The following is a 24,947-nucleotide window of genomic DNA, read 5'->3' on the forward strand; positions in this document are numbered from 1 at the left end:
AGGTTTTCTAGTCGGGATTTTTGAGAAGAAACTGCAGACGAAATTGCCGGTGTAGTCCTATTTTTACCAGGCCGGGACTGGGTACGTTTTGCTGTAATACATATTCGCTCTGGTAGCGGTCGCGCTGCTGGCGGTAGCAAAGATCGCCGTTTTTTAAATAGGCAAAAATCACATCACTGATGTGCAGCTGCGTGGGCCGCTTATCATCCAGAGTCACGCGGGGCGTGATCAGGCCGGGCCAGTCGGTAGTTATCTGGGCTCCCTGGCTGCTGTCGTACCAGTACAGCTTGGCGGTGCCGCCCTCTACATAGGCAATCACCGGGCGCATATTCTGGTCGAAGGCCAAGGAAACCTCGGTGATATTAGCTCCGGTAATCACCGTAAACGGGGCCACCTGTTCGGCATCCAACACTATCTCGCTGCCATCCTCCAACACCCGCGCACGCCAGTGCTGATAATCCAGGCCGCGGCTGGTGTCCTGAATGGCGATGCCGCCGGTTTCATAATCGGTAATGGCCCGTACTGGAAGCGCGCGGCCACCAAGAAACGGGGCAAAGATCGGCTGAGCGCTGAGCGCGTTATCGGGCAGGGCCATCAGACGGCCACCCGGTGGAAACTTTGCGTGAAGGTCAGCACCAGGGCTTTATCTGAAGTTTTGGGGATAGCATCACCGCTGCCCTGGGCGGCAAACTCAATCTGCCAGCCAGCAAAACCCAAACGCGGCTCTACCGAGCGAATACCGCTAGTAAAGTTTGCTTTATCTGGGGTGTAGGTCACCGTCCAAACTGCTTCAAAACTGCCGTCCACATAGGGCGCAACCTCAACATTGTTGCTCGAGATTGAATCGCTATTACCGCTGGGGCGGCTATACATATCACCAATATTACCGTCATAAGCCAGGGGGCTCGCTGATGACAGATAACGCGGTGAGGCCAACCCCCAACCCGGGGCTGTGGGATGGCTAGTAGAATTGAAGTCGGCATTACTGGGCCGAGCGCGCCAATCGTAGACAATCCCTCCTAATGCCACAGTGCCCACCGCATCCTCGGTGGGAATATAAATGCGCAACTCATAGGTAACGTCTAAGTATTCATCCGGCAACACAGTTAGCGAGGTGGGGTTGCCCTGCGCATCGGTAATCAGGGTACGGGAAAATAAATCGGTGTGATTCGTGCCCCAGCCCACACCGATCTCGGCGAGGTTGCCGGCAGCCTCGCCTTCCCCGAAGGCAAATACTGAGCGCCCCCAGACAAAGGGTGCACCACTATTATCCAGGCCGTTGGTGAGCGAGGAGCGGTCCTCGGTGTAGGCCAGCGGGCTGTTTAGGCCGGTATCGGTGACCGCCGGCGTGCTGGAACCGGCGCCCACATGACAGACCCGTTTTATATCCTGACCTCCCGCCCATTTATCCAAGCCCTGATTCAGAATCAGGTTGCTAAACCAGGGCGCAGCCACACGGCGGCTACCGGGAATCTCCGCACCGCTGGCATCGCGTTTATAGGCTTCGATTTTGAATCTTCCGGCTAGGCCGCTTTTTAATTTCATTCCAGTGATCCTTCGATTTTGACAAACAGGGCGTTGACGGCCTCGGTCTCGACCGTGTGTTTAATACAGTCCGGCATACGGCCGCTGACCGATGCCAGGGCGGCGTTAACTCTTTCAGTGGGGATTTCAGTGTTGTGCTTTTCCCGTATGTAGCCGCTGAGGCCGGCAAAACCGGCGGCGGTGGCTTCGCTGTAGGCGTGGGATTGATACACCTCGCGAAGACTGCCGCTAATACCGGTAAAGCCGGCCTGGGTGGCCTCGGTGAGTTCACGGGTGTAATCGGGCTTAGTGCGTCCACCCTGCACGCTGGGGCTGGTGGTCACGCCATCGGTGGCCTCAATGGCATAGGGTTTACTGGTGAGGACAAAACCCTCGGCCCGCTCCACTTCAAACGCATACTGCGGAATGGCGCCGCCGGTGCTGGTGAGGTTTTCGTTATCGATGACAAGATAACAGGTGCCGCGATGGGCGGGCACGTTGTTGATACCAAAGGCAGCCTGCAGTACCGCGCTGGGCATTTGCCCAAAACCACCGAGGAAAAACTCGGCCAGCTGTAAAAACGCTTGGTTATTGTCGATCTGGGTGGGGTCTGTGCTGTCACGGTCGTAAACCAATTCATTGTTGCGCCAGACCTTACAGACGCCGGTAATAGGGCCTTCGCAAATGCGGATCGCATAGGTTCTGTAGACCTCCTCGTTCACGACTTCAGTTTTACCGCCGCCTTTACCGCTTTTTTGCTTCTGTTTTTTCTTAACAATTTTTGGCGGGGTGGTGGCGATAATATTGCCGATTAGCGGCTTTACTCGCCCGAAAATAATCTGGCGCGGCACCCCCGCCTTACTGGTCTGCAGTTGGATCTTGTCGAACTTGCGGCCCTGAATCGTAGTGGTGCCAAATATTAAAGCGCCCATGGCGAATAGACCTCCACCAGCAAGCGGCGCCAACGGGCGTCTAGCAGATGTTCACGGCAATCCTGATCGGCATGGGCATGGATCAGGGAAAAACCGCCGTGCGGATAATCCCCTAGAAAACCCACATGGCTGGGATCGCTGCGCTGCGGACTTTTAAATACGGCGATATCCCCCGGTTGCCAAAATTGCTCGGCAATCGGCTCACCAAAACGCGCGCGCATTTTGCGGCGCACGCCGTCTTTCCAGGGTTCGCGGCCGTAGTGTTTTTCATCTTCGATATTCAGCCCGGCGGCGCGCAGGCTGAGTACGATCATGCCCACACAATCCACCGCCCAGGCGGTACGGCCCCGGTGCCGCCAGCGCACGCGCTTAGCCACCAGACCCCGCGCAAAGGCCAGCGTGTCGATTCGTTGTTGTTGCATTAGTGTTGCTGCTGGCTGGTGCCGTTGGAATTAAACGAGGAGCCACCGCCGGTGCTACCGGGCACACCGGCACCGGGGGTATCACTGGCCTGGCCAATCGGAATTAAATTTTCGCCCTTAAAATCCGGGTGATTGCCGTATACATCGCGACAGATGACAAAGGTCTTGTCGCAATCCGGGCGGATCTCCAGTTGATCACCCACAGCTACCGCAAAGGGCAACGGCTCGATTTGGGTGATTTGCCCGCTGGCCGTATCCACCGCCTCCACTTGATACAAACGGGAACTGACGTTATTGCCGCTTTTCCAGCGCACCCGCCAGCGCTTGGCCGCCGTGGGCAGGCTGGCAATATTGTCCACCACATAGGTGACTTTAGGCTCATTTCCAGAGACGGCGGTCACGGTGGCGGGCTGCCACAGGGCTTCCGCATTCACACCGCAACCGGTCTGGGAATTGGCCGGGGTGCCAAAAATCGCGCGGCAGGTGATGGAATCCACATGGCCGATCGACTGGCGCAGGCGCATGGCATAGCTGAGTAGTTCCGGCATAAATACCGTATCGCGCGCGGTGCGCACCTCACCCACGTCCCCGCCATCCAATAACACTGCACCCATAGACAGATCGCGGTAATTGACCAGAACCATGGCCCACTCGGCCCCGTCTAATTCGCCGCGCTCGGCCATTTCCACGGTAATACCGGGCACGTCGGTGCTGTAGAGCGAATAGCCCTCGGCATTGTCCACATCGAAACTGGTATCGCTGGCAATAATGCTGGAATCGAAACCGTTCTGGGCGTAATAAATCAGACCTTCGAATTCGATATCGCGATCCAGGGTGGTAGCACCGAACTGGCGGCCATCGGCCAGGGTAATTTTTAATAAGCGGCACAACGTGGTGACGCCACTATTCAGATGGGCCTGCAGTGCTGGGGGAATATTTCTCACAGACGAATCTCCAGCAGCTCCACATTGCCATTCAGTACAGGCATTCGCTGGTGGCGATTGTCGATACTGAAACCGATCTCATCGTCCTCAAAGCGGACCGGTACATCGAATTCGCCGCTCCAAGTAATTTCCGCACCGTTATCGGCGCTGAGCTGCACTTGGCCCGTGGTGTAGTCGATACTGGCGGCCACCGCGTTGCCATCAACAAAAATCATCACCCGGCCGATCACCGGCTTCGCTATTTTGCGCTGATAGGAAAAGGCACCGAACACATATTTTTTTTGCAGCTGGTAGCTTTCGCTATTGCCACTACCGAAACCAATCACCTCTTGTTCCGCTTCAAAATCGCTGGCGTCTTTAAAACGAAAACCAATCAGGGCCCCCATACAGGCATGATGGGCGGCAACCACGATTTGATGATCCGCATAATCCAGGTTTTTAAACAGCAGGGAATAACGGCCCAGCGGGCGCTCCCATTCGGCGTTGCGGCGCTCTACTCCGCTGCGCAATTCTTTGATATCAGTTTTATAGCGGTGGCCATATTCGGAACCGTAGGCCACTTTTTCCAGCAGGCGACTTTCGTTAAACATCAGGAACCCAGCCTCATGCGGTTAATCCGTTGTTTGCGCTCGCTCTCGCGGGCGAGCTGCGTGGCAGTGCGGTTATTCACCGTGCCATCGACGCGAATATTCTGTGTCATGGAAACCGGGCGACCGTAATCGCCACCACCGCCACCACTGTGCATATCCGCCTGAATCATGGCCAGGGTGCGGTCCAGTTTTGCGCTGGTTTCCGAGGTGGTTACCCGCTCGCCTTTTTGCAGCAGCCAGGTGCCATCTTCCGGGACTGCATCGATACCGTCGTGGGCCATACCGGTAATTTTTGCCGCAGCCAGGCCACCGGTGACATAGACCGCACCCGCCGCAGCGGCACCCAACACCGGACCGATATAGGGGATAGAAGCCATCGCGTTATAGGCGCCCATGGCGGCATCCTGGGTGTTGGCAATTACGCTCTGCAGGGCATTTCGTTTTTTCTCATCCAGCAGGGCCCCGCCGATAGAAAGGGCCGCGCGCATATAGGCCGCCTCCTCCCCCTCCATGCCTGAGTAATAATCCGAAGCCACTTGCATCAATAAGCTGTAGCCATCCAGCTGCTGCTGACGGCGCAGGTCTTCATTGGCCAGGCTAATTTCGGTAAGGCGCTCTTCATACTGCTGCCGCAGGGATAATTCCTCTTCATCCCAGGTGGCATTGAGGTCGGCGCGCTCGCTGCGGAATTGCTCCAGCATTTGCAGCTGGGTGGAATACCAGTCTTCCAGCTCTGTGCGCGCGGCTTCGATATCCTCACCGCTATCGAGGCCGCCCAGGGTTGGGCCGTCTTCGGTGACGGTGTCGGCGATACGGCCGAGAGTGCTGGCACGCTGCTCTTCGGTGAGGCCGGCCATGGCATCCACTATGGCCAAGCGCTCGCGCATCTGATCGGTCAGTACTTCTTCATCGGTGCGCAGATCTCTTAAAAGACCGGCATAGGCTTCCTGGTTGCGCTGCAGGGCCTCGGCTTCTTCCTTGGCAGTTTTAAATTCGGTGCCGAGTTCTTCGATCACCTCATTAAAAATCAGCCAGTGATCTACGGGCGGCAACAGTTCACCATCTATGACTTTCGCGGCTGCTGTGAATTCTTTTTCCAGGTCGGCTATGACCGCCCTGAAATCATCACCGAGCAGATCGCCGAAGTCGGTCTTTGTCGATGTACCAAAGAATGCATCCCGCTGCTTCTGCAACGCTGCCAGCTTTTCGCGCAGGTCATCGACAGAAGTGCCCTGATGAATATATTCCCCAGTGGCCAGGCGAATCCCGGTAAGGAGTTTGCCATCACCGATCACGCCGCTATTGATAGTTGCGCTCAGCTGCTCCAGCGAGCGATCCAGCTTTAAGATTTCCGACTCGCCGTGGACCATACGGGCGACGGATTTACTCGCCTCCTGGGTAAATTCCACCAACTCAACCACAGCGGAGGCTGCAGCCGAGCCGACATTGATCAGTGCAGTGGTGAGCGCTGAAAAAGCGGCTTGCGTCTTTTCGTCCTGAATCAGTTCGGTCAAGTCTTTGATGGCTGGCAGTGCGCCGGTGACCACCTCTTTTTCAAAGCCGTCGAGCGCGCCTTTTAATTCATCCAGATTTTCCCGCACTTCCCCCAGCTGCTGCAGATCCAGATCCGACAGCACCGCGCCCACATCCTGGGCCTCATCGCCGAGCCGGTTTAATTCGCTGGCATTGTTGCGCAGCAGCGGCAGCAACAAAGTGGCATCACTGGCAATGGCCTCCATGTAAAAGGTCATCTCATTCTGACTGAGATTGGCCTTTTCCAGACTCTTTACATAGAGCCCCAGCGCATCGCGGCCCGAGAGGTGGCGAAACTCCTCAGCCGTTACCCCCACCTGTGGGGCGATATTGTCGAAAAAGTCTTTGAGTGGACCGCCGCTGTTTTGCAGAAAGTCACCGACCTTATCCGAAGTATCCTTGAGAATATCCGCGACCTTATCCTGCTCAACGCCGTAACGCTGCGCGGCGTAAGTCATCCGCTGGAATTCCTCTGTGCTGGTGTTGGCCACTGCAGAGAGGTTTTCAATTTCGCCGGACTGCTCCACCACCCGCGCGGTCATTACCGCTAGGGCGCCGGCGACGGCAACCGTACCCGCGGCAAAGGCTTTGCTTACGGCAGAGACGCTACGCCTTACGGTACGCTCCCACTTTTCTGTTCGTTGCTCAGCCTTGCCCAGGCCCTTTTCAAAGCCGCCGGTTTTAGCAACCAGATCAACGCTCAATGTACCCAGGTTTTTTTTAGACATAGCTATCCACTGGCCCCTAGTGCCAGCTCTTCATCGCCTCTTGCAGCGATAGCTCTGGCTCTTCCTCATGGGGCATAAAGTCGGTGATTTTTACGGGGTTGCCTTTACCGCGATGGGTATTGGCGTAGAGGGTGGCAAGTAATGCCGACGATCTTTCGATACGCATCCCAGGATGCAGGGAGCCGCGCTTTTTGCGGTAGAGCGCCCAGCGCTGGACCTCTTCATAGCTGAGCCGATGCTGGGCCTCGGCGATGGTGCAGCCGCCGATACCGTTCAGCACCAGCTCGTGCCAGAGTTCATCTAGTTCGCTGAGCTGGGTGTCTTTCCCAGGTTATTAACCGCGCCGATTTCTAGCAGCAGGGCCTGGGTTAGGTTTGCATTGAGCGGGCCACGTTCCGGGTCTGCCTCCCCGGTTATGTCCTTAGCGGTAAATACCGGCTTGCCCTCGGCATCGACGATACAGGCCGCGATACGCCCGGCGATCACATCCCCCTCACCACGCATCGCCGCCACATCGCTGACGGCGCTGTGATAAGAGAGGCGGCGCACATAAACGGTTGCCGACAGCTCCTGTTCGCCCTGCTTCCAGGTAATGGAACGCTTCACAGGCGCCCCGGAAAAAGCCCCCTGCTGCTGCAGGGATTCGATTGATAATTCCATGATTGCTCTCTTAGGTTGAAGACTTAACCGTCCAGGCCGAACCACCGCTTCGTTGAATCGACATTTCACCAGTGACCAGACTGTTCTGCTGGAAATCAAAGGGGAAGTCGGCCACATAGCCCTCAAAGGTGAACCAGGTGCGCGTAGTTGGCAGGGTCCACTCGCCGGTTGTCACCGTGGGCGCCTCGGTGCCATCACTCCAACCCACCGCCCATTTCATATTTTCCACGGTGTCATCCTGGGACAACTCATGCAGGCGTTTATGGACCACATTTCTCGGATCAATTTTGAGGCCCACCGACGCCTGCCCCGGTGTACGCAGGCCCCGTTTGAATTTTTTATCCAAATCCTCCAAGGAGGTATCGTCGAGCTGATCCGCCGGATTGCCGCCAGGGTTAAAAGAATTCAGCCCGGTCACTTTCTTCACAGAATCATCTGCCGGGTCGATAAAATAGATATTGGTGCCCTGAGCCAATTGAGACATAGGGGTTCTCCAGTTTCTTTAGTGGAAGTGAAAGTCCGACGCAGAGAAGCGTCAATCAGTGGAATATTGGGCGGTATAGGTCAGGCGCACTTCGCCCAGTGGATGGTCCTGATCCAGGGCGAAATCCGTTTGCGACAGCGCAAAAATCTCACAGGCACCGCCCAGGGTTCGATCCTGCAATACGCCCTCAACATCCTCAGAGGCCTGATCGAGCAGTTCATAGATATCCCCCCGGCTATGCACCACCACCGAAACGACAAGATCCTGTTGGCGGGTAGTGCCTGAGAGCCCCTGTTCTGTTTGTTCCGTAGCAAAGCTCACAAGGATGGCCGGCAGCTTTTCCCGTTCAATGCCTTCAGTGGTTCCCGCTGAGGGAAAGTTATAGTCGGATAGGGTTTTTAGCTTGCTTAATACGGCATCGCGGATGGTGATGCGCTGGGTCATTGGGGTAGTGCTCCAGGAATTTTGGGCATAAAAAAACCCGCTAGTGCGGGTTTTCACATTTACAGTTCGGCAAAGTATATTTGCACAAGAAATTTCTGAGTGGCCACGTATGCTTTTAAGCCGTCACAGTAATCAAAATGTAAAATTATTGACTAGTCGGTGAATAGCCAAACACTACGTATAAGCGGGTAGGCTCCATCTTGCCCACCACAGCCATCTAACCAAAAGCTAACTTTTTTTCCCGTCATTTGCGCGGATAATAAAGTTGAATGAATTGCTGCGTAATTATCATCTGTTGGGTGGATAGCAAAATAGTAAGTTTTTTCACACCCACTTGGATTATAGGCAGCTTCCTCACCAGGGTGATTTGAGGCGTCAAGTTCTGGAGCTCTAACTTGTGTCCAGCCCCCATTGACATACATAGTTTTAATTGTCGCAGGTCCAACTAGTCCAAAACCGGCAGCCCAAACTGTCATTGTCATCATGTAGACTACGACACCTAACATAAATTTCTTCATTTAGTTTTAAACTCCATTAACTACTTATAAATTGATAACAACAAGAAACTTAACTGGTACTTTCAATCTATCCATTCAAAGTTTGCCCAGATCATTTTGTGATCAGGTGTACATTTCTCCATCACACAAATTGCTTCTTCTGTGTATGCAGCTGGCACATTGAAAGTGGATAGAAATTCCCCCCCAACAACCACTTGATCTACTTTCGGCTTAATCTTTCCCTCAGGTGAATAGTAAAATATGTAATCTATCTTTTCAGGACTATTTTTTGAAGCGTTGTGTTTAGTATTCGCAATGTGTTGAGTTATATCCACGACTCCAGGGAACTCTTTTTCAAATTCCTCAATGAGTTTATTATATTGGTCATTTATCTGGTAATCGATATTGAAATCACCAACAAATATAACTGGTGCCGGTTTTTCTATAAATTCAGCCTTAAACTGCCGAATCATATCCTTCGCATCTATTAGGCTTTTCTGAACATCACCATTAGCCCAAACAAAGTGCGTTGTGACGAACCAGATATTTTTTCCATCACCAAAATCCTGAAATAGAGCTATAGCTCCTGTATCTGTGCCCTCTGTACCTGTAAGCTCTAAGTACTTTTCATCTTCAATTTTAACATTAGTGACTACAGCCTCACCTTTGTAAATACCAACAATACCACTAGGCCCAATCCGGGCGCTAAACCCTCCATTTTTATCGCCATAATTACTATTGGAAACCAAACCATAAAAACGATTTACCACATTGGGAGACAAATAATCATCTACCTTTTGAACAAAAGGTCTATCACAGACATATTTAGTCCTATTCATAGCCTCTTGAAAGCCAATAATGAATGGTTTATCTCTATCTATTACCTCATCCAATTGAGCCAAATATGTCTGAAACCGCTCATCAAATTCTTTCTCAGCACTTTCACTTTCACTACAGTTCAATAGGCCATTGTCCTTTTTGGTCGTTACATCATAGCTTGTTGCTAATGAGTCCCAGATATTGTGTGTAACAATAGTAAACTCGAACGATAGTGATGCTGGTGAAATAAAACTAAGCAACAACAGCACTACTACATTTGCCTTAAAATTAAACATATCCCCTACTCAATACCCTTCTGAAATATATTTGAGTCACGAACAATACTACTGCCAAACTCACCAAAATTTTTCGATAGATTTGGAATCATATTTAAATAAAACTAGAAAAACAAATAATTGACAATTCTCCGATTTTCAAGTCATTACTTCAACCAACGCCCGCCAAACAACCTCATCATCCGACAACCGCTTGTGCACGGTATAGGCTACACCACCAAGCGTAATCACTGCCCCCGAGCTGTAAGCCCCGACCTCACTCACCCGCAGACTGAGCTCAATACGCGACACATGCATATGGTCCTCATCATCGAAACCGTCGACCTCACGCTCAAAGATCACCCGGCACTCAACAGGTTTGTCCTCGCCACTTTTGTAATTACAGTGGCAAAACCTACGAAAATTGCCGGCAGCTTTTCCCGTTCAATGCCTTCAGTGGTTCCCGCTGAGGGGAAGTTGTAGTCGGATAGAGTTTTCAGTTTGTTTAGCGCGGCATCGCGGATGGTGATGCGTTGGGTCATTGGGAGTCGCTCCAGGAATTTCGGGCATAAAAAAACCCGCTGGTGCGGGTTTGAAAAACTACTGTGGTTTTAACTAGCTATCTTTTTGATATCGACGATTCAAATAGCCATGTAAAGAAAATTAAAATTTACTCTTTCACACAACCGTTAAGCATCTCAGTCTCTACCCTTTCGCCTTTTTTACCATCAGTAATATCGTAGATGAAGACGACGCAAAAAAGTGGATACGCTTCATAATGTTTATTACTCTCTAGGCTCATAGCATAAGTGCCTCTACAAATTTCTCTACCTGATTTATTCACGTGAAGCACAATATTTTTGTTAGCTTGAACATATACATTTTCGCTATCCAAATAGCTTTCAGTCCTTACAGCTCTAAAGTTGACAGCACAACCCTTCTCGTTTAGCTCACCTAGCATGTATAAAGTATTGTCATCTTTTGGCAATTTCAATTTAGTCAAATTACTATTTTGAGGTGGCTTATACGTTACAAGGGCAGAATTACAACCCAAAATGGAAAGTGAAATTATAATAAGAAAAAATCTTTTCATATCTACTACAAGTTACCACGTTTAAAACTTAAACACACATAACGCCCGCCAAACCACCCCATTATCCGCCAATTTATGTTCATAACGATTTCAATAAGTCTGATTGGACAAGGCGGCAGCCACTGAACACCCAAAGGAGAATGAAAAGTGGGCGAGCGCTATTTCCTTGCGGTATTGTATTCACGCTCATGGCCGCCATCAAACTTAAACTACTTTAAGGAAGGAGCCCCCTGGCAACTTATCGCGGAGCTGTTCGGCATATCGAGCTACCTCTTCCAGTACTGCCTTACGCCATTTGAGCTGCTGCACGGGGGCGCCGCCGGAGTGATTCTTGCCGGTTTCGCAGTAACGACCAAACTCTTCACCCTTTGGGGTTAACTCCCAGCGCTTCTTACGCGGTTTGTATTCCACGTGCTTCTGGAGCCCCATCCGCTGTAGGATGGCGTTGAACTCTCGGGCACTCATCTGGCACGATTTACCCAGATAGCCTTACCCAGCAGTTCATAGATATCCCGCCGGATTGCACCACCACCGCTACAACAAGGTCCAGCTGGCGGGTAGTGCCTGAGAGTTCCTGTTCTGTTTGTTCCGTAGCAAAGTCGACAAGGATGGCCGGTAGCTTTTCCCGCTCGATGCCTTCGGTGGTTCCCGCTGAGGGGAAGTTGTAATCGGATAGGGTTTTCAGCTTATTTAGTACGGCATCGCGGATAGTGATGCGTTGGGTCATTGGGGAGTGCTCCAGGAATTTTGGGCATAAAAAAACCCGCTTGTGCGGGTTCGGAAATCTTTCATGCTGCAATATCTTTCGATAAAAATTTTTTTCTAGCAATGGCTATCTAAACCTACAGGAGCTTTGAAAAATATCTTCAAGCGTTTAAATCTAATATCTTAATTCAGACTTTTTCCTGACAGCACCTAGACGAACATTACTTATTCTCGGCTTTAAGTTTTTCAACTTTACCCCTGAATTCTCTAGATAAAAAGGAAAATGCCTTTTCACGAAGCTCACGGAACTCTCTATTTATGATGCCTTCTCCATCAACTACTTGAGCAACTTGAGGTCTTTCCAACTTTGGTAAAGCTACCCCCAGGATTTCACATTTCTCAGTTCCATTCCTTGTAATCTGGTAGAACTCTTTAGCCTTAAAGTTCAGATTTAGAGCCGTAACCCTGCAACCATCACCCTGGTCACTCGGGACTGCATCAACAATATCATTAGACCAATTCGTTACATCGTAGTACTGAGTCCTTTTTTGCATCACATCAAATGTTTGAGTCCATGAATTATTGTCAGGAAATATAAGATATAGTTCATCAAGTTCACAATACATGCCTGACTTGTAGCACTTGAGCTGGAAGTAATTAACTGGCCAAGCAATTCGCTCACCATGAATCATCATGGTTCCCCGAACCGTTGCATAATCATCAGATTTTCTACTGTAATAATCGGAGGGAAATGAAACCCTTGAAAGTTTTTGAAAACCTGAACGCTTCTCTAGGTTATGAATCTGCCATACAGTTAGAATCCCGGTAGCCTTATCACCCAAGTCTCCCTGAAATGACTTTACAGCACTTTCATAATCATCAATTCCTGGGTACATCAAAGTATTCAACTGCATTGCAAACTGCAATTCAGCCCCTTTCGCCAAACCGCTTCTCGCCGCAAACGAATACATCATAGGAACTTTACTACTGCGCTCCTTTTCTGGTAAATCAGCTATCTGCTGTGGCGTATAGTTTCGATACTTATTAACAAACTCATCCTCAGCACGCACTTCAACTGATACACACAATACAATAAATACCCAAACTATTTTGGAAAGTTGCACCGATTCCTCCTGATGCTTAATAGTTAATTCAAGAGTGGCTTTCTATATACCTGCCTTTATAAACGCAATCTCAACCTTTATTGGCTTTCAAATAACAGCTCTTATCACCCTTATACAATCCAAATGATAAACTATTGGCTTGCTTCAACCATCAACCTGTACCCGCCAAACAACCCCTTCATCCGACAGCCGCTTGCGCACCGTATACGCCACACCACCGAGCGTAATCACCGCCCCAGAGCTGTAAGCCCCCACCTCACTGGCCAGCAGACTCAACTCGATACGCGGCACCCGCACTCGCTCATCATCTTCGAACTCGTCGATCTCTTGATCTTTAATCACCCGGCAATCAATTGGCTCAGCACCGCTACCGTCTGAATAGGTAGCGGGCTTGCCCCATTTGCGGAACGCGCGCTCTGCGGCTCTTTGGTCCAGATCCATGGATCACCTAAGCCTTCACTGTGCCCGGTACGCCGGTAAACTTAACCGCTAGGCTGGTAACGCCATCGCCGGCTGCCTCTGCGGCAAAGGCGGCGGGACCGGTGATATCGCCGGTTGCGGCTGTTGCGGCGTTGTTATCGAATGAGCTGGAGGCAACCACCCAGGTGAGGGTTTCCCCCTGGCCAATCTCTGCGGCGGATACCTTGGGCACGGTGAAGACGCCATCAATAGCAATCACACCAGATGTGCCCACGGCGATATCATCCATCGCTACACCCAGTACTGCGCCTACTGCTAGCACCTGGCCAGAGGTAATCAGTGCACTGGTATTGTTGGTGTAATCCAGCATGTGCCCGTATTGCACAAAATTAGTAGCCATTTCACTTTCCCCGCTTGGGTTAAAAATTGTTGAAATAAAAAAGGCCGCGATATGCGGCCCTTTTCGGATTCTTTAAGGTTTGGTTCGGTTTGAGCTGGGTATTAGGTCTTAGGTGTTTTCACCATGCCTTTCGCATCCCAGGCTTTCGCAGCGGCATCCAGACGCACTTTGAATTCCACCCCATCAATACTCCAGCCATTTTGCTCTTCTAAAACTGGGGCTTGCTGGCCGTCCAGGTAGAGTACTTCGATAGTGTCATGCACTACCGGGTCGGCATTGAGGTACCAGCCGTTATGACCACTGAGGCGCGCATCAGAGAGCACCTCAGCAATATTGCGTACGCTGTTCGGAGTGGTGTTGTTTTTAGTGGATGCGCCCACTTCGAACTCGGATTCCAGGGCAACTTTTGCGCTACCCTCATCAGCAATATCACACAACAGGAACTTGGGCCGGATGTTGAGCACTGCATCGCCATCCTTTTGCTTGCCCATCAATACTCTTGCAGCATCAATGCTGGCGGTATTGATTCCCGCTGCGCTGGCGAGGTTGCCATGACTAGCGTCGAACAAGGGCTTATCGTCTGCCATATTGGGATTATTGAGGAGGATGCTGAAAACCAGATCCCCCACCGTGCGTACGGCAGCGAGGCCCATCTTTTGTGGAATACGGGTAAATGCGCTGAGGTCATCGTTAATGATGGCTTGGCGGGTAATAGAAAAGAGTTCACCGTAAGTAGCCAGTGCGGCTGTCTCGGCTCGCTCTCCGATACTCACATATTTAAATTCTGCCCCCGGTGCCACTCGGCGGAGTGAGGGAAAACTGCCCAGGTCCGTGCGGGTGGTCAGTTTAAAGTCACTGAGATTGCCGACGCTGGTAAAGCGCGGGAAGATCTCTTGTGCTTCTTCATAACCTTTGAGCATAGATTTATTGGCGATATTGCCGAGGACGGTAGCGAAGTCACCAGAGCTATGGGTAAACGCTGCGGCAACCACACCCATCCGATCCAGGCCGGATAAGTTCTGCCCGTGGGCCTGCATCAGAATGCGGGCAATCTCCATCATGGTGTAGCCGCTGAGTTCATTTCCCTCTGTGCGCTTTTCACCGAGGGCACGCACGGCAATAGCATTTTCAGCATCCGCCTTGAGGCGTTTAATACCCTCACCTTCCTGCACCACCACACTGTAGCTTTGCACTGGGGTTGGGGTTTGATTACCCAGGGCTGTGAGCAGTTTATCCTTGGCCTTTTCAGCGGTGCAGTCCATATCATCCAGGCAGGATTGCATTACCGTGCTGTGCGCTTCGAAGCCCTTAAAAACGGCTTTGATAGTGTCTTTGCGCTTTTGCTCATCCGCTGCAAATTGTGCTCGGGCATCGGCAGCAATCTGCGCTTTCATTTCTGGGGTAACCTCAGTCGCAGCGGTTGCAGCTGGCGTGGTGGAGGTAGTTTTCGGCATGGCTTGCGCCTCCTGGGTTTGGCTATGGGTTTGGTTTGGATTGCCTGCAACCGCAGACGGGAATCTAAATTCAGAGGGCCCCTGCATAACCAATGCACTAATGGCTTGCGGGGTATTTTTGAATTGGTTTAAGTGATCGGCGTTAAAGCTGGCAGCCATTTCCATTGCTGCTGTGGTGTCAGTGGCAAAACCCGCTTCCACGGCTTCGGCACCGGTATACCAAGTCTCGTCATCCATGACTTGGCTGACTTCCTCATCCGACATGCCGGTGCGCGAGGAGTACAGGCTTTTCATAGTGGCTTTCACTTTTGCCAGCAGGCTCTTGGTTTTTTCCAGGGCACGCACATCGCCTCGCACACCGGCGCTGGGGTTGTGCACCATGTAATAGGCGTTCTCGGCGATATGAACCGTGTCCCCGGCTAAGGCGATCACGCTGCCCATACTGGCTGCGATACCTTCAATCCAGGTTTCCACCTCGGCTTTATGATCTTTGAGCAGGTTGTAGATGGCGGTACCGTCGAACACATCACCACCAGGGCAGTTGATGTGCAGATTGATCTTGCTGACATCGCCTAGCGCTTTAAGATCGCGGGCAAAGTCTTTTGCAGTTACGCCCCAATAACCGATGGTGTCGTACAAATAGATATCGGCTTCGCTGGTATTGGCAGCGGCATTGATGCTGTACCAGGATTTTTTAGACATTGCGGTTTCCTATTTAGAGTCGGGGTCTTGCTCAGTGTTTTCTGCGGGGACCGCAGTGCGCTTGCTTGGGCTGGTGATGTCGTTTTCTTTCAGCTTTCTCTGCCAAGCAGCGGTTTGCTTAATAACATCATCAGGTTTTTTGCCACGGCGACGGATGGTCTGCTGTGGGCTGACCAGTACATTTTCCAGAAGGGTTTCATCGGCGCTGGCTTCGTGGGCTGGATTAATCCAGGGCATCACCGGGGTAATAAAGTCGACATGCATCAGGGTGGCCGGATCCACATCAGCAGGCACCTGGAAGGCATCGGACAGTAAACCCATTTGCACCCAGCGCCGGGTGACCGGTTCCACGATCTCCTCGCAGAATTCCAGGCTGAGGGTTTCGTAATTGGTCCACTGCTCCACCAGTTCCTGGCGCTGCGAACTATAAGTACCGTTGTAGTTTTTGCTGATACTGCTAAAGCTGGCCATGGTGCCGGCGGCAGTCATACGGTGCATGGTTTCTAAAAACGGGGTTAGCAGACCGCTTGGGCGATTGCTCTGGATGGTGCCGACAGATTCCCCAGGGAGTAGATCGTCATAGATAGCACCAGCGCGAATATCCAGGGTGCGATTTCCCTCACCATCAACTTCGTTCTGCGAGTAATCTTCTGGACTGCCCTTTTGAATAAAACCCACCATAGCTGAGGCAATCTTGGCAGCGACACGCTCGTTTTCTTCATAGTCTTTAATATCAGTAAGGCGATTCATTACCGCTGCAAAGATAGAAACCCCTCGGGTTTGGTGCAGACGGCGCACAAATTTCAGGTGCTCGATATTTTCGGCAGTGTGGCGCCTGCGCTTCATCCGCCAGTTAAAAGAGGCACCGGGGTGCTCGTCGTAGAGCCAAAATGCTTTGGCTTCGCCCCAGGCGGATTTCTCAATGCCCTGCACTATGCGTTTGCTGGGATCGCTGTAATCCACCGGCAGAAAATCCGGTTCCAGGCATTCGATGGTGTAAGGCACATTGGTACGGTGCTTTAAACCGGGCACTGTGCCCTGCAGGTGCCGCAGTAGGGTTTCGCCATCGCGCAGCCAGGTATTGCACAGTAAGCGCTGGGATTTGCCCCAGCTAAATTGCCGGGTGCATTCCGGGCGGCGTGCCCATTCCTTGTGAGCCTCATTCATTTGGCTGGCGAGGCCTTCGTGAATATCGCCATCCCAGGTTTTAGGTTGGAATTCCACATCGATACCGCGCGGGCCGACGATGTTGTTGGTCAGGGTAGTGAGAATGCCAAAGGCAAAGTCGTGGTTTTGCTCCAGGTGCCGGGCCTGGCCGCGCAGTGTTTCCACACTGCCTTCAATCACTAAATCTCCACTGCGGTTATCACCGGGATTTTTCCGCAGGCTGCTTGGCCGTGCGGCTTCATAGGCGGCGGCGATCTCCAAGGCGCGGCGGGCTTGCACACGGCGCAGGGCAGCCTCGGGCGCAAAGAACCCGATAACAGAATCCAGTTTGTTCATTAGGGAAAGTTCGCGTAGGCGGGTCCGCGGCGTTTGCCGGCAGCCTTGAGTTTTTCTTGAAACGCACGGCGCTCCCACTCCTGACGGCCGGCGCGGATGTCCTGCAGGTTCTCTGCGGTAAATTGGCGGCCGTTAATCACTGTGGTTTTACCGGCGAGCACGTCTATCTCGGCCTCGATATAGAGGTCGACCATGGCTTGTGCGGTTTTTGACATTTAACTATCCAGTAGGGAGCCCACCGGCTGTCCTGGCCGGTGTGGTTTTTTCGGGGCTGGCTGAGGTTGATCCGGTAATATTTTCGGTTCGCTAAACAGGGTGCGCTGGCCCAGCTGTGATTCGATGGTGGACCATTTTTTCTCGTTGTATTTGTGCATGCCCTTGGCGTGGGCTGCGTGTAGGGCGTAGACCTCGGTATCGGTGCCCTCATTGGGCCTGCCCGGGCGCTGCTGCCAGGTTTCCCTACCCTTATGCTTTTTGCTGGGGGCTTTGACCTCGGCGGTAACTTGTTCCCAGTAATCCTGGCGTACATGCTTGCAGCTGTGCATATAAGCACTAGTGCCGAGCAGACGCTTGGCGATCAGATCCTTGGCCTTGTGGGTGCCCACCATATAAACCCGAACCCCATGGCGGTCGGCCTTGGTGCGGCGCTTAGGGTTATTGAAATCGACCTGCTTGGGTTGGGTAAAAATCTCCTTGGTGCCAAAGTCATTACTGTCACCCTTAATAGCCATCACCAGCACGCCGCGGTGTTTTTTATCCCGGGTTCTCACCCAGTGATAGACCGCGTTGCTGGTGCCTCCATCGGAGGAGTCGATACTGACTGCGGCTGCGCGGATCTCACCAAAGCGCTCGTGCTTGAAGGGCTGGAATACCAACTTGTCCAGGGCTGCCCAGCAGTCGTCACGCTTGTCTGCGGTATCGCCGTCGATTTCGCCCCAGAACATTTGCCAGCTTTCTTCATTGCGACCAAAAGCGCGGATGCTGATGGCGAGGCGGTCGTGTTGCACATCGATGCCCACCGTTACCAGCAGGCCGCCAGCGGGGCAGGATAATTCCGGGTAATCCTCTGCGGCTTTCTGCAACTCTTCGTGGTCCAGTAAGCGACTGGCGGCATACTGGTAGGGCCTGCCGAGCTTGTTGTTCTGGAATACGATGCGCGCGGATTCATCGCCGCTTTTGGCTTCGTGTTCGGCTTCGAGAAAATCCCTCACTACATCGGCAAGGCTGGTGCCGGGGATACACACATAGAGCTCGGAGAGCTCCATAAAGGTTTCTATCGGTTCGATTTCGTCCTCTGCGAAATCTTCACCGCATTGGGTTTTGACCCAGCCGGCAAAATCGTCGCCGTTCTCCCGCGCCGCTTTACAGGTCTGCAGAATATTGGCCTGGCGGCGGTAGTCATCCCATTCGCTGCCACATTCCGGGCAGCCATAAACTGCAGTATCAGGCTGGTGCAGGCCAAATACCGGATGTGGTATGCCCTCTTCTTTCTTCAGCCAGCGAACGTTTTCCCAATCCAATACATGGGAGTCGCCACAGTCGTGACAGGTCACCGGCAGTACGCGCATGGTACCGAGCTTGGTGTAGTGCTCTACCTGGGAAAGATCCGCTACCGCCGGCGTGCCACCAATAATTAATTTCTTGTTGCGCATGCGCTTGAGGCGTTCGCGCAGGTGGCGAATGGAATCGCCCTGATCGCCGACGTCTTTGTTGGTATCGTCCGGCTCCTCCACATAGCCCCGGCGGGCCGTGGTGGATTTCACATTAGAGATGGAGTTGGAGCCAATGGTGCGTACCTCACCACCGGGGAATTTCTTGCGCGTTGAGCGGCTGCCGCCCTTGCGGCTGGTGGTGACATCGATCACCCGATTCACCGCCGGTGAGCCTTCAATAATCGGCACCAGCTTTTCATCCATAAACAGCCGGCCTTTTTCATCCTTGGGAAACAGCATCAGGATGCGGGCCGGGTCGGTGACGGCGACCTTACAGATATCGGTGGCCAGTAAAACCGTCCAGCCAATCTGCGCGGCCTTCTGCATTACCACCATCCACGACACGGGATTATCCAGTGCGTGCATAACGCCCCAGAAATAGGGCACATAATCGTTGCGGTAATAGCCGGCGTTATCGCTATCCTCCGAGGGCAGTTTGATATTGTCCGGCAACCACTCGATCAGCGGGATTTTAGGCTGCGGTATCCAGGCCTGGCGTACCTCCTCCACCAGCCTCTTCAGATTCAATCTCGTAACTGCCAATAGCTTTGAGGGCAGCGTCAATGTTTGGCTGTAGGGGTTCGCGATCGATGGTAATGGCATGCTGGCTCTCGATAGCAATAACGATGCTTTCCACCGCTCCTAAAAATTCATTCTTGCCAATGGTGGACCACTCCACCATCGCCTTGCGTACGGACTCAATATCCAGAATTAATTGGTCTTGCCGATACAGCTCACGCATTTTTAATTGCGCATTTGCCTCAGACTCAACTGCCTGCGCCATATCGCGGCGGCTGCGGGCATCACTAACCTGACGGCCAGCAGCTTCTGTGCGCAGCCGCTCGCAGTATTCCTGTAGCCAAACTTTGAAACTGGCTCCCTGGGAAAGCACCCCAGCCTGCCAATGCTTGGCAATCGCTGGCTGCGAAGCGCCAACCAAGCGAGCAAAGCCCAATTGCGTGGCCTGATCATCAAGAGAGATATCACCAGCCAAGGTATAACCCCCTAGGAAATTTTGGATATCTGTTAAAAAAGCGGGGTCCGAATCACCCGTGTGTTGGCCCCCTCAGGAGGACCCGTTCAACGTCTCTTTGCAGTCGCAATCGCATGGTCCATGGCCTTATCCAGTTCTATCGGGAGATGCCGCCGCGCTATGCCTTCAGCAATACGGAGGAAAGGAAAGCGTTTGCGGTAGTCAGGCTTGCCCTTGAGGAATATCAGGATGGGCTTAACCGATGGCCGGCGTTTACCGCCTGCCCTCTTCCACACACCCAATACTCCGTTTACCTTTCCTACAAAGTGTTTACCTGTAGGCCCTTGAGCGCTATTTGCCCCGCTCTTTTTCACACCGGTACCAGCACGGAGTTCTGCCAAAATCTTCTTATAGGTACCGACCGAGATATTCCCATGCTTGTTTAATTTCGCCGCCTCGCCATGCACCACATACATACCAGTAGGCAGGACACCCATGTGCCGAAGGGCACGCTCGAAGCGCTTGTCGTTCCGGTTAACATCCATGATCGACGGGGCTAGATATTTGCTGGGTGCAGTTCCGTTGGAAACCTGATCACGGATAAAGACTTTGGCAACGCCTGAATGCTTAGTGGCTTTCTTCACCAATACAGAGTTGAGCGTTAACTTTGCCGGGTTTGTAAATACACGTCCCATTGCAGAGCGCTCTTCTCCCCGGATTCGAAACGCCACAGTATTCAGTGCAACAGAGCTGGCATAAGGCAGCTGACGTTTAAGCTCTGCAGAGGCTCGAGCAAACTTTGAAGTATCCAGCTTCACACTAACCTGCATCAGGGTTCCTCCTGCTGCCTTTCCTGCAGCTTTAAGCGCTTGTGGTTGTAATACCAATTCACAATGAACCCACTCAAAGCAATCAAGAAACCACCCAACGCCAATAACTCTTGTGCTGCATATCCACCGACTACCGCTGTACCCGCAGCAACCGTAGTGGTTGCACTGGCGACCTTCTGAACCATGGCTTCCCTCGCTGCCTCTTGAGCTACAGTGTTCACCGCTTAACCTCACTCACCCACGACTTCACGAAATAGAAACCAATGATGATGCTGTAAGGCTGCACAACCACATCCACCAGCAAGCCCTTTAGGTCTGCTACAAAAGGCGCTTTGAAAGCCATGGCCGCCGCAATAAATAAAACCAGCAGCGCCCAAACCAATGTCACCAGAAAGGCAATTAATCGTCGTGCCCGGTTCTGCGGCTGCGTGGCTTCCAGGTATCTGAGATACCAGCGAGATTTTTCCTCATTGGTAAACCACACCGCATCCACGGTATTTACAGTGGCATCCAGCACTTTGCCCGCAGACTCTGGGCCAGCAAATAAACCTTTAACTCCAGACCAAATACCCATCACGGATACTCCGGCACATAGTGCGTAATTGTCAGATCAAACTCAGGAGGCAGCAGCTCTCGCAACTGTTGCATTGCCTTACGGGATTGCATCACCCACCAGCCACCAGGAGCTAAGCCAGAACCAATACCAATACAGCCCTGCACATCCGCCGAATAATTTGCCGTATGGATTAGGATTTTTGAACGACCTGGGACTTCCTGTAGCTCCCACACATTGGGGAACCTGGGTGAGTTATAGGGATTACAGGAATAAACCCCTTCAGGAATACAGCTCTCGAACGGACGATTCCCCAACCACGGGCGCTCTACCGTATAGAACACACTGTCGCGCACTCTCAGCCGCCCCAATGTGGCATCAGGCCCATAGGCGAATCGTTGCAGATTGCAATTCATGGAGTTCCGCTCGCAGAGCTAAGGAATAAAAAAACGGCGCCCACAAGAACGCCGCCAAGTACAGGTGATGGAGCAATGAAAATAGAAAGTCAGAAACGAAAAAACCCGGCTGGGGGAGCCGGGTTTCTGTTGCAAGCGTAAATACCGCAAGCTAGAAAAAAGGTACCATCCTGGGTCAAAGTCTGTCAACCCACTTTCAGAAACTTTTCTTTGTAACTCTCCACAACCCCAGAAACAGGGCCCAATGCACGCGCTGGTAGCGGGTCTAAACGCCTCTGTAATTTTCGCCAAATATTCTTCCACTCCAGGTCCCAGGTGGATTTTTGGCAACCAACGATAGCGCGGGCCTGCTTTACATCCACTTTGCGCCCATTCACATCCCGCAGAGCACTCGCACTAATACAAAATAGCGCCAGCTGGCAAACCTTATCCCTCGGGTGCGGTTCTTCCCATTTGTCGAACTCACTCATCAAGTATTTCAGTAGTGTTGCTCGCTCTTTGACTCTTGAGGCTGGCGGGGCGTAGGCGGCCATGCCCCAGCAGTATGCCAACGGATCACTCACTCTCAGCTTTGCGACTGCATCTTGGATTAATCCCTTTTCACAGGCGTCCATGATGCGGTTGCCGCTGTCCTTGGCTCCGGGGGTTTCTTTCGCGATTACTGTTGGGGCTGCAACCCGGCAAATGACTTGGTTGGCCCTGCCCTGCACCTCTCCGCGAATTACAACTTTTCGCCCTCTCCCAACTGAGGAAACCGTACTTCTGCCGCCCATGACTTCATAATCAAATGCAGCTGTGGAGCTATCAAAGGCGTCGTGCCACGCTTGTCTAGCACTATCGAATCTCATGTCATGCCCCCACAATTTTCAAGCAACCAAGAACCAGCCAAGCACTCCATCAAGCAGCCTGCGGCATACTCTCGAAATAATCCTGAAGCCGCCTTTCGGCTGCATGCAAATTGTCTCGGTGATAGGTGCCCAGGTAATTTATATGACCCTGGTTTATCCAGAATTGGGTAACTACCGTATTCGCGAACACAAGCTCCACGAGGTGAGCGTACTTGGTGCGGAATACGGCCAGCGGGCTGCTGGGGTTGGTTGTGGAAATCCTTTCGATGGCTTCTGGGATGGTGACTGTGCACATGGTGAACTCTCCTTGGTGATTGGGTTTTACCAGTTGGTATCCGTTGCGATTTCTGCTGCGCTGAGGTTTCGCGTTAGCCGCTGCCCTGACGCCTGAGGTTGCGGAGTGATGTATTTCTCGCGTTTTAGCCAGTTGCGCCAGGTGGCGAGCCAATCGAGTTTTACGCCCCGCTGGCCGGGTTGAGATATCCAGTAATCGCGGAAGCTTTCGCCAATGTCGTGGATTCGGGGGATCAGGTCTGGGCGGAGCCGTTGGGCTTCGGTGCGGAATTTGTCCGTGAGAACCCAGTTTCCAGACAAGCGTGTGCCGCGCTTGGGGTTGGCGCGATTTGGAACTGCGCCTCTCTCTACTGGTTTCTTATTGGTTCTTACTGGTTCTATAGAGAAGGGCGTGTTGTCATTTTCACCGGTTAAGTGCTCAGATTTCACCGGTTTGTGTTTTATTTTCACCGGTGAAGCTTTTTCACCGGTGAAATCATTGCACCGGTTTACGTGTAAAAAGAGGTCATAATTGGTTCTGCGTCCGTTGGATTTTTCGGCGCTCAGGTAGCCCAATTCTTCCAACTCTTCGATGGCATTAATCACCGAGCGCTTTGTGCATTGCGCAACATCGGCCAGGTAAGAATTACCCGGGTCACACTGCCCGGTATCACTGTTATGGCAATCGGCCAACGCGATTAAAACCAGCTTTGCAGTTGGTGTTCTGGTCCTGCGTTTAATGGCCCATGCCGCAGCTTCAAAGCTCACCACCCACCTCCTGTATAAATTTCCATATAGCGCACCGGATTACCGCCCTACTCCACAATCGGCAGAATCACCAAGTCACAGCAGAGGAATTTGAAAATGATAAATGTTTTGTTGTCGTCCACCAGCTCACATGCTGGATACCTGCAGGCACACCAGATCCGCTATTCACGCCCTGAGGCTCAGAAATATTTAGGTAGTGCCATATCGTAAACACCGTTCTGGCCAACCTTCCTTTCAGTCGGTTAACCGCACAGAGAACACCCGAAAAGTTCCACTAAGCGTCCTTTAGAAGCACCTGCTTTCACCATTTTTTCAGTTGAATCTAGGCGTATTAATACCTCAGGTATTAATAACTATCAATACCCCAGGTATTTGTTTTTCAATACTGGTGCTATTAACCTCAGCCGATGAACAAATCTAAACGCAAACTCACAGACAGCGAAATGAAGCTGTCGGAAGGCCTCCGGCGTATTTGGCTTGCAAAAAAAGGGGAGCTAGGACTTAACCAAGAGAAAGCCGGTGCCGCCATGGGAATGACTCAAGGGGCTGTAGGGCACTATTTGAACGGGCGTATTGCCCTCAACACTGAAACAATCATTAAGTTTGCCCGTCTACTTCATGTCGAACCTAGTGACATTGACCCCAATCAGGTTGTTAAATTGGGAAGGCGCTCAAATCCAAGCGCACTAACTGAGAACGCAATGCAGGGAGTTAGCAATGCATCTGAAACCCACTTTTCCATCCCGCCACACCGTAGCACCGTGCCATTAATTTCATCTGTGCAAGCCGGAGGGTGGGCAGAAGTTGTAGACAATTTTCAACCTGGTGACGCAGAAGAATGGCGGGAAACCACGGCAAAGGTCGGCCCAAATGCATTTGCTCTGCGTATTGAGGGTGACTCAATGACCTCGCCGACAGGCGTCAGCATTCCCCATGGGTCGATCGTGATTGTTGATCCTGACCTGGAATACACTAATGGTTCTATCGTTGTTGCCAAACTGATCGATGTACAAGAAGCAACTATCAAAAAACTCGTAATTGATGGCCCCAACAGATACCTAAAACCACTCAATCCAAACTATGCACCCATCCCGATTAATGGGAACTGCCGGATTGTAGGTGTAGCAAAAAAGGTTGAAATCGATCTGTAAAACATAAAAGGTGGTCCTTAAGCCACCTTTGCCACCCACCAAACTCAAGTTTCCGCCTATCCCACGCCCCTTACTCCAAGGTAAATCCCTGGCGCGCTTTAATATCTGAACATCAAAAAAAATAATACCTAAGGTATTTACATGAAAAATACCCCTGATACTATTCAAGG

At 51.9% G+C, this 24,947-nt stretch carries 34 protein-coding genes; 2 read left to right on the plus strand and 32 right to left on the minus strand.

The genetic code is table 11. The features are described 5' to 3' along the window. Positions 1–7 precede the first annotated feature (7 nt). From ACJJJA_RS14445 to ACJJJA_RS14595, 31 genes are all read right to left on the minus strand, one after another. Positions 8–595, minus strand: coding sequence for a hypothetical protein (locus ACJJJA_RS14445; protein WP_444905092.1), 588 nt, complete (start codon positions 593–595; stop codon positions 8–10). Further along, positions 595–1,545 carry a hypothetical protein gene (locus tag ACJJJA_RS14450; protein WP_444905093.1) on the minus strand — a complete coding sequence of 317 codons (951 nt, stop codon included), beginning with the start codon at positions 1,543–1,545 and terminating at the stop codon, positions 595–597. Before ACJJJA_RS14450 ends, ACJJJA_RS14445 begins: the two co-directional genes overlap by 1 nt. Then, positions 1,542–2,456: a hypothetical protein gene (locus ACJJJA_RS14455; protein WP_444905094.1), complete on the minus strand. Its 915-nt coding sequence runs from the start codon at positions 2,454–2,456 to the stop codon at positions 1,542–1,544. Before ACJJJA_RS14455 ends, ACJJJA_RS14450 begins: the two co-directional genes overlap by 4 nt. Further along, a complete protein-coding gene (locus ACJJJA_RS14460) occupies positions 2,444–2,878 on the minus strand; it encodes an NlpC/P60 family protein (RefSeq protein ID WP_444905095.1) in 435 nt (144 codons plus the stop codon). The genes ACJJJA_RS14455 and ACJJJA_RS14460 overlap by 13 nt, the downstream gene beginning before the upstream one ends. After that, on the minus strand, positions 2,878–3,822 hold the full coding sequence (locus ACJJJA_RS14465) for a phage/gene transfer agent baseplate hub protein (protein ID WP_444905096.1): 945 nt from the start codon (positions 3,820–3,822) through the stop codon (positions 2,878–2,880). Before ACJJJA_RS14465 ends, ACJJJA_RS14460 begins: the two co-directional genes overlap by 1 nt. Continuing rightward, a complete protein-coding gene (locus ACJJJA_RS14470; protein WP_444905097.1) occupies positions 3,819–4,412 on the minus strand; it encodes a DUF2460 domain-containing protein in 594 nt (197 codons plus the stop codon). The genes ACJJJA_RS14465 and ACJJJA_RS14470 overlap by 4 nt, the downstream gene beginning before the upstream one ends. Beyond that, positions 4,412–6,673, minus strand: a complete 2,262-nt coding sequence (locus tag ACJJJA_RS14475) for a coiled-coil domain-containing protein (RefSeq protein WP_444905098.1) — start codon at positions 6,671–6,673, stop codon at positions 4,412–4,414. Before ACJJJA_RS14475 ends, ACJJJA_RS14470 begins: the two co-directional genes overlap by 1 nt. Positions 6,674–6,689: 16 nt before the next feature. Beyond that, positions 6,690–6,953 carry a phage tail assembly protein T gene (locus tag ACJJJA_RS14480; protein WP_444905100.1) on the minus strand — a complete coding sequence of 88 codons (264 nt, stop codon included), beginning with the start codon at positions 6,951–6,953 and terminating at the stop codon, positions 6,690–6,692. A gap of 20 nt (positions 6,954–6,973) precedes the next feature. Further along, positions 6,974–7,333 carry a phage tail assembly chaperone family protein, TAC gene (locus tag ACJJJA_RS14485; RefSeq protein WP_444905101.1) on the minus strand — a complete coding sequence of 120 codons (360 nt, stop codon included), beginning with the start codon at positions 7,331–7,333 and terminating at the stop codon, positions 6,974–6,976. Between the two features lie 10 nt (positions 7,334–7,343). Next, a complete protein-coding gene (locus ACJJJA_RS14490) occupies positions 7,344–7,817 on the minus strand; it encodes a phage tail tube protein (RefSeq protein ID WP_444905102.1) in 474 nt (157 codons plus the stop codon). A gap of 51 nt (positions 7,818–7,868) precedes the next feature. After that, the gene (gene gpU / locus ACJJJA_RS14495) at positions 7,869–8,261 is read right to left on the minus strand and encodes a phage tail terminator protein (protein WP_444905103.1); all 393 of its coding nucleotides are present in this window, start codon (positions 8,259–8,261) and stop codon (positions 7,869–7,871) included. A 152-nt stretch (positions 8,262–8,413) separates the two neighbouring features. Beyond that, the gene (locus ACJJJA_RS14500) at positions 8,414–8,779 is read right to left on the minus strand and encodes a hypothetical protein (RefSeq protein ID WP_444905104.1); all 366 of its coding nucleotides are present in this window, start codon (positions 8,777–8,779) and stop codon (positions 8,414–8,416) included. Between the two features lie 62 nt (positions 8,780–8,841). After that, positions 8,842–9,873 (minus strand): endonuclease/exonuclease/phosphatase family protein, encoded by a 1,032-nt coding sequence (locus tag ACJJJA_RS14505; RefSeq protein WP_444905105.1) that lies wholly within the window; start codon positions 9,871–9,873, stop codon positions 8,842–8,844. 138 nt (positions 9,874–10,011) lie between these two features. Next, on the minus strand, positions 10,012–10,215 hold the full coding sequence (locus tag ACJJJA_RS14510) for a hypothetical protein (protein WP_444905106.1): 204 nt from the start codon (positions 10,213–10,215) through the stop codon (positions 10,012–10,014). Next, a complete protein-coding gene (locus tag ACJJJA_RS14515) occupies positions 10,212–10,394 on the minus strand; it encodes a hypothetical protein (protein ID WP_444905107.1) in 183 nt (60 codons plus the stop codon). The genes ACJJJA_RS14510 and ACJJJA_RS14515 overlap by 4 nt, the downstream gene beginning before the upstream one ends. A gap of 128 nt (positions 10,395–10,522) precedes the next feature. Next, positions 10,523–10,945 carry a hypothetical protein gene (locus tag ACJJJA_RS14520; protein WP_444905108.1) on the minus strand — a complete coding sequence of 141 codons (423 nt, stop codon included), beginning with the start codon at positions 10,943–10,945 and terminating at the stop codon, positions 10,523–10,525. Positions 10,946–11,149: 204 nt separating this feature from the next. Continuing rightward, positions 11,150–11,410: a hypothetical protein gene (locus ACJJJA_RS14525; RefSeq protein WP_444905109.1), complete on the minus strand. Its 261-nt coding sequence runs from the start codon at positions 11,408–11,410 to the stop codon at positions 11,150–11,152. A gap of 10 nt (positions 11,411–11,420) precedes the next feature. Next, positions 11,421–11,672, minus strand: a complete 252-nt coding sequence (locus ACJJJA_RS14530) for a hypothetical protein (protein ID WP_444905110.1) — start codon at positions 11,670–11,672, stop codon at positions 11,421–11,423. A 199-nt stretch (positions 11,673–11,871) separates the two neighbouring features. Then, complete coding sequence (locus ACJJJA_RS14535) at positions 11,872–12,774, minus strand: hypothetical protein (RefSeq protein WP_444905111.1); 903 nt, start codon at positions 12,772–12,774, stop codon at positions 11,872–11,874. 144 nt (positions 12,775–12,918) lie between these two features. Continuing rightward, the gene (locus tag ACJJJA_RS14540; RefSeq protein WP_444905112.1) at positions 12,919–13,215 is read right to left on the minus strand and encodes a head-tail joining protein; all 297 of its coding nucleotides are present in this window, start codon (positions 13,213–13,215) and stop codon (positions 12,919–12,921) included. A gap of 7 nt (positions 13,216–13,222) precedes the next feature. Next, positions 13,223–13,594, minus strand: coding sequence for a capsid cement protein (locus tag ACJJJA_RS14545; RefSeq protein WP_444905113.1), 372 nt, complete (start codon positions 13,592–13,594; stop codon positions 13,223–13,225). 101 nt (positions 13,595–13,695) lie between these two features. Next, on the minus strand, positions 13,696–15,750 hold the full coding sequence (locus tag ACJJJA_RS14550) for a ClpP-like prohead protease/major capsid protein fusion protein (RefSeq protein WP_444905114.1): 2,055 nt from the start codon (positions 15,748–15,750) through the stop codon (positions 13,696–13,698). 9 nt (positions 15,751–15,759) lie between these two features. Continuing rightward, a complete protein-coding gene (locus ACJJJA_RS14555; RefSeq protein WP_444905115.1) occupies positions 15,760–17,253 on the minus strand; it encodes a phage portal protein in 1,494 nt (497 codons plus the stop codon). Next, the gene (locus tag ACJJJA_RS14560) at positions 17,253–17,468 is read right to left on the minus strand and encodes a DUF6148 family protein (RefSeq protein WP_444905116.1); all 216 of its coding nucleotides are present in this window, start codon (positions 17,466–17,468) and stop codon (positions 17,253–17,255) included. Before ACJJJA_RS14560 ends, ACJJJA_RS14555 begins: the two co-directional genes overlap by 1 nt. Continuing rightward, the gene (locus ACJJJA_RS14565; protein ID WP_444905117.1) at positions 17,469–19,493 is read right to left on the minus strand and encodes a terminase gpA endonuclease subunit; all 2,025 of its coding nucleotides are present in this window, start codon (positions 19,491–19,493) and stop codon (positions 17,469–17,471) included. Further along, entirely contained in the window at positions 19,438–19,959 is a 522-nt protein-coding gene (locus tag ACJJJA_RS14570; RefSeq protein WP_444905118.1) for a hypothetical protein, read from the minus strand. Before ACJJJA_RS14570 ends, ACJJJA_RS14565 begins: the two co-directional genes overlap by 56 nt. A gap of 86 nt (positions 19,960–20,045) precedes the next feature. Continuing rightward, the gene (locus ACJJJA_RS14575; protein WP_444905119.1) at positions 20,046–20,768 is read right to left on the minus strand and encodes a hypothetical protein; all 723 of its coding nucleotides are present in this window, start codon (positions 20,766–20,768) and stop codon (positions 20,046–20,048) included. Beyond that, positions 20,768–20,989 carry a holin gene (locus ACJJJA_RS14580; protein ID WP_444905120.1) on the minus strand — a complete coding sequence of 74 codons (222 nt, stop codon included), beginning with the start codon at positions 20,987–20,989 and terminating at the stop codon, positions 20,768–20,770. The genes ACJJJA_RS14575 and ACJJJA_RS14580 overlap by 1 nt, the downstream gene beginning before the upstream one ends. After that, positions 20,986–21,342, minus strand: coding sequence for a hypothetical protein (locus ACJJJA_RS14585; RefSeq protein ID WP_444905121.1), 357 nt, complete (start codon positions 21,340–21,342; stop codon positions 20,986–20,988). Before ACJJJA_RS14585 ends, ACJJJA_RS14580 begins: the two co-directional genes overlap by 4 nt. Further along, positions 21,342–21,737 carry a DUF5675 family protein gene (locus ACJJJA_RS14590; protein ID WP_444905122.1) on the minus strand — a complete coding sequence of 132 codons (396 nt, stop codon included), beginning with the start codon at positions 21,735–21,737 and terminating at the stop codon, positions 21,342–21,344. The genes ACJJJA_RS14585 and ACJJJA_RS14590 overlap by 1 nt, the downstream gene beginning before the upstream one ends. Positions 21,738–21,922: 185 nt before the next feature. Beyond that, positions 21,923–22,585 carry a hypothetical protein gene (locus ACJJJA_RS14595; protein ID WP_444905123.1) on the minus strand — a complete coding sequence of 221 codons (663 nt, stop codon included), beginning with the start codon at positions 22,583–22,585 and terminating at the stop codon, positions 21,923–21,925. A 142-nt stretch (positions 22,586–22,727) separates the two neighbouring features. On the opposite strand from ACJJJA_RS14595, the gene ACJJJA_RS14600 reads away from it, so the two are divergent. Beyond that, complete coding sequence (locus ACJJJA_RS14600; protein WP_444905124.1) at positions 22,728–22,976, plus strand: hypothetical protein; 249 nt, start codon at positions 22,728–22,730, stop codon at positions 22,974–22,976. On the opposite strand, the gene ACJJJA_RS14605 is transcribed toward ACJJJA_RS14600, so the two are convergent. After that, entirely contained in the window at positions 22,907–23,626 is a 720-nt protein-coding gene (locus ACJJJA_RS14605) for a helix-turn-helix domain-containing protein (RefSeq protein ID WP_444905125.1), read from the minus strand. The genes ACJJJA_RS14600 and ACJJJA_RS14605 overlap by 70 nt on opposite strands. Before the next feature lie 443 nt (positions 23,627–24,069). On the opposite strand from ACJJJA_RS14605, the gene ACJJJA_RS14610 reads away from it, so the two are divergent. Next, entirely contained in the window at positions 24,070–24,777 is a 708-nt protein-coding gene (locus ACJJJA_RS14610) for a S24 family peptidase (protein ID WP_444905126.1), read from the plus strand. Positions 24,778–24,947 lie beyond the last annotated feature (170 nt).

It is taken from the genome of Microbulbifer mixtoriginis (SeqCode) (assembly GCF_052466865.1).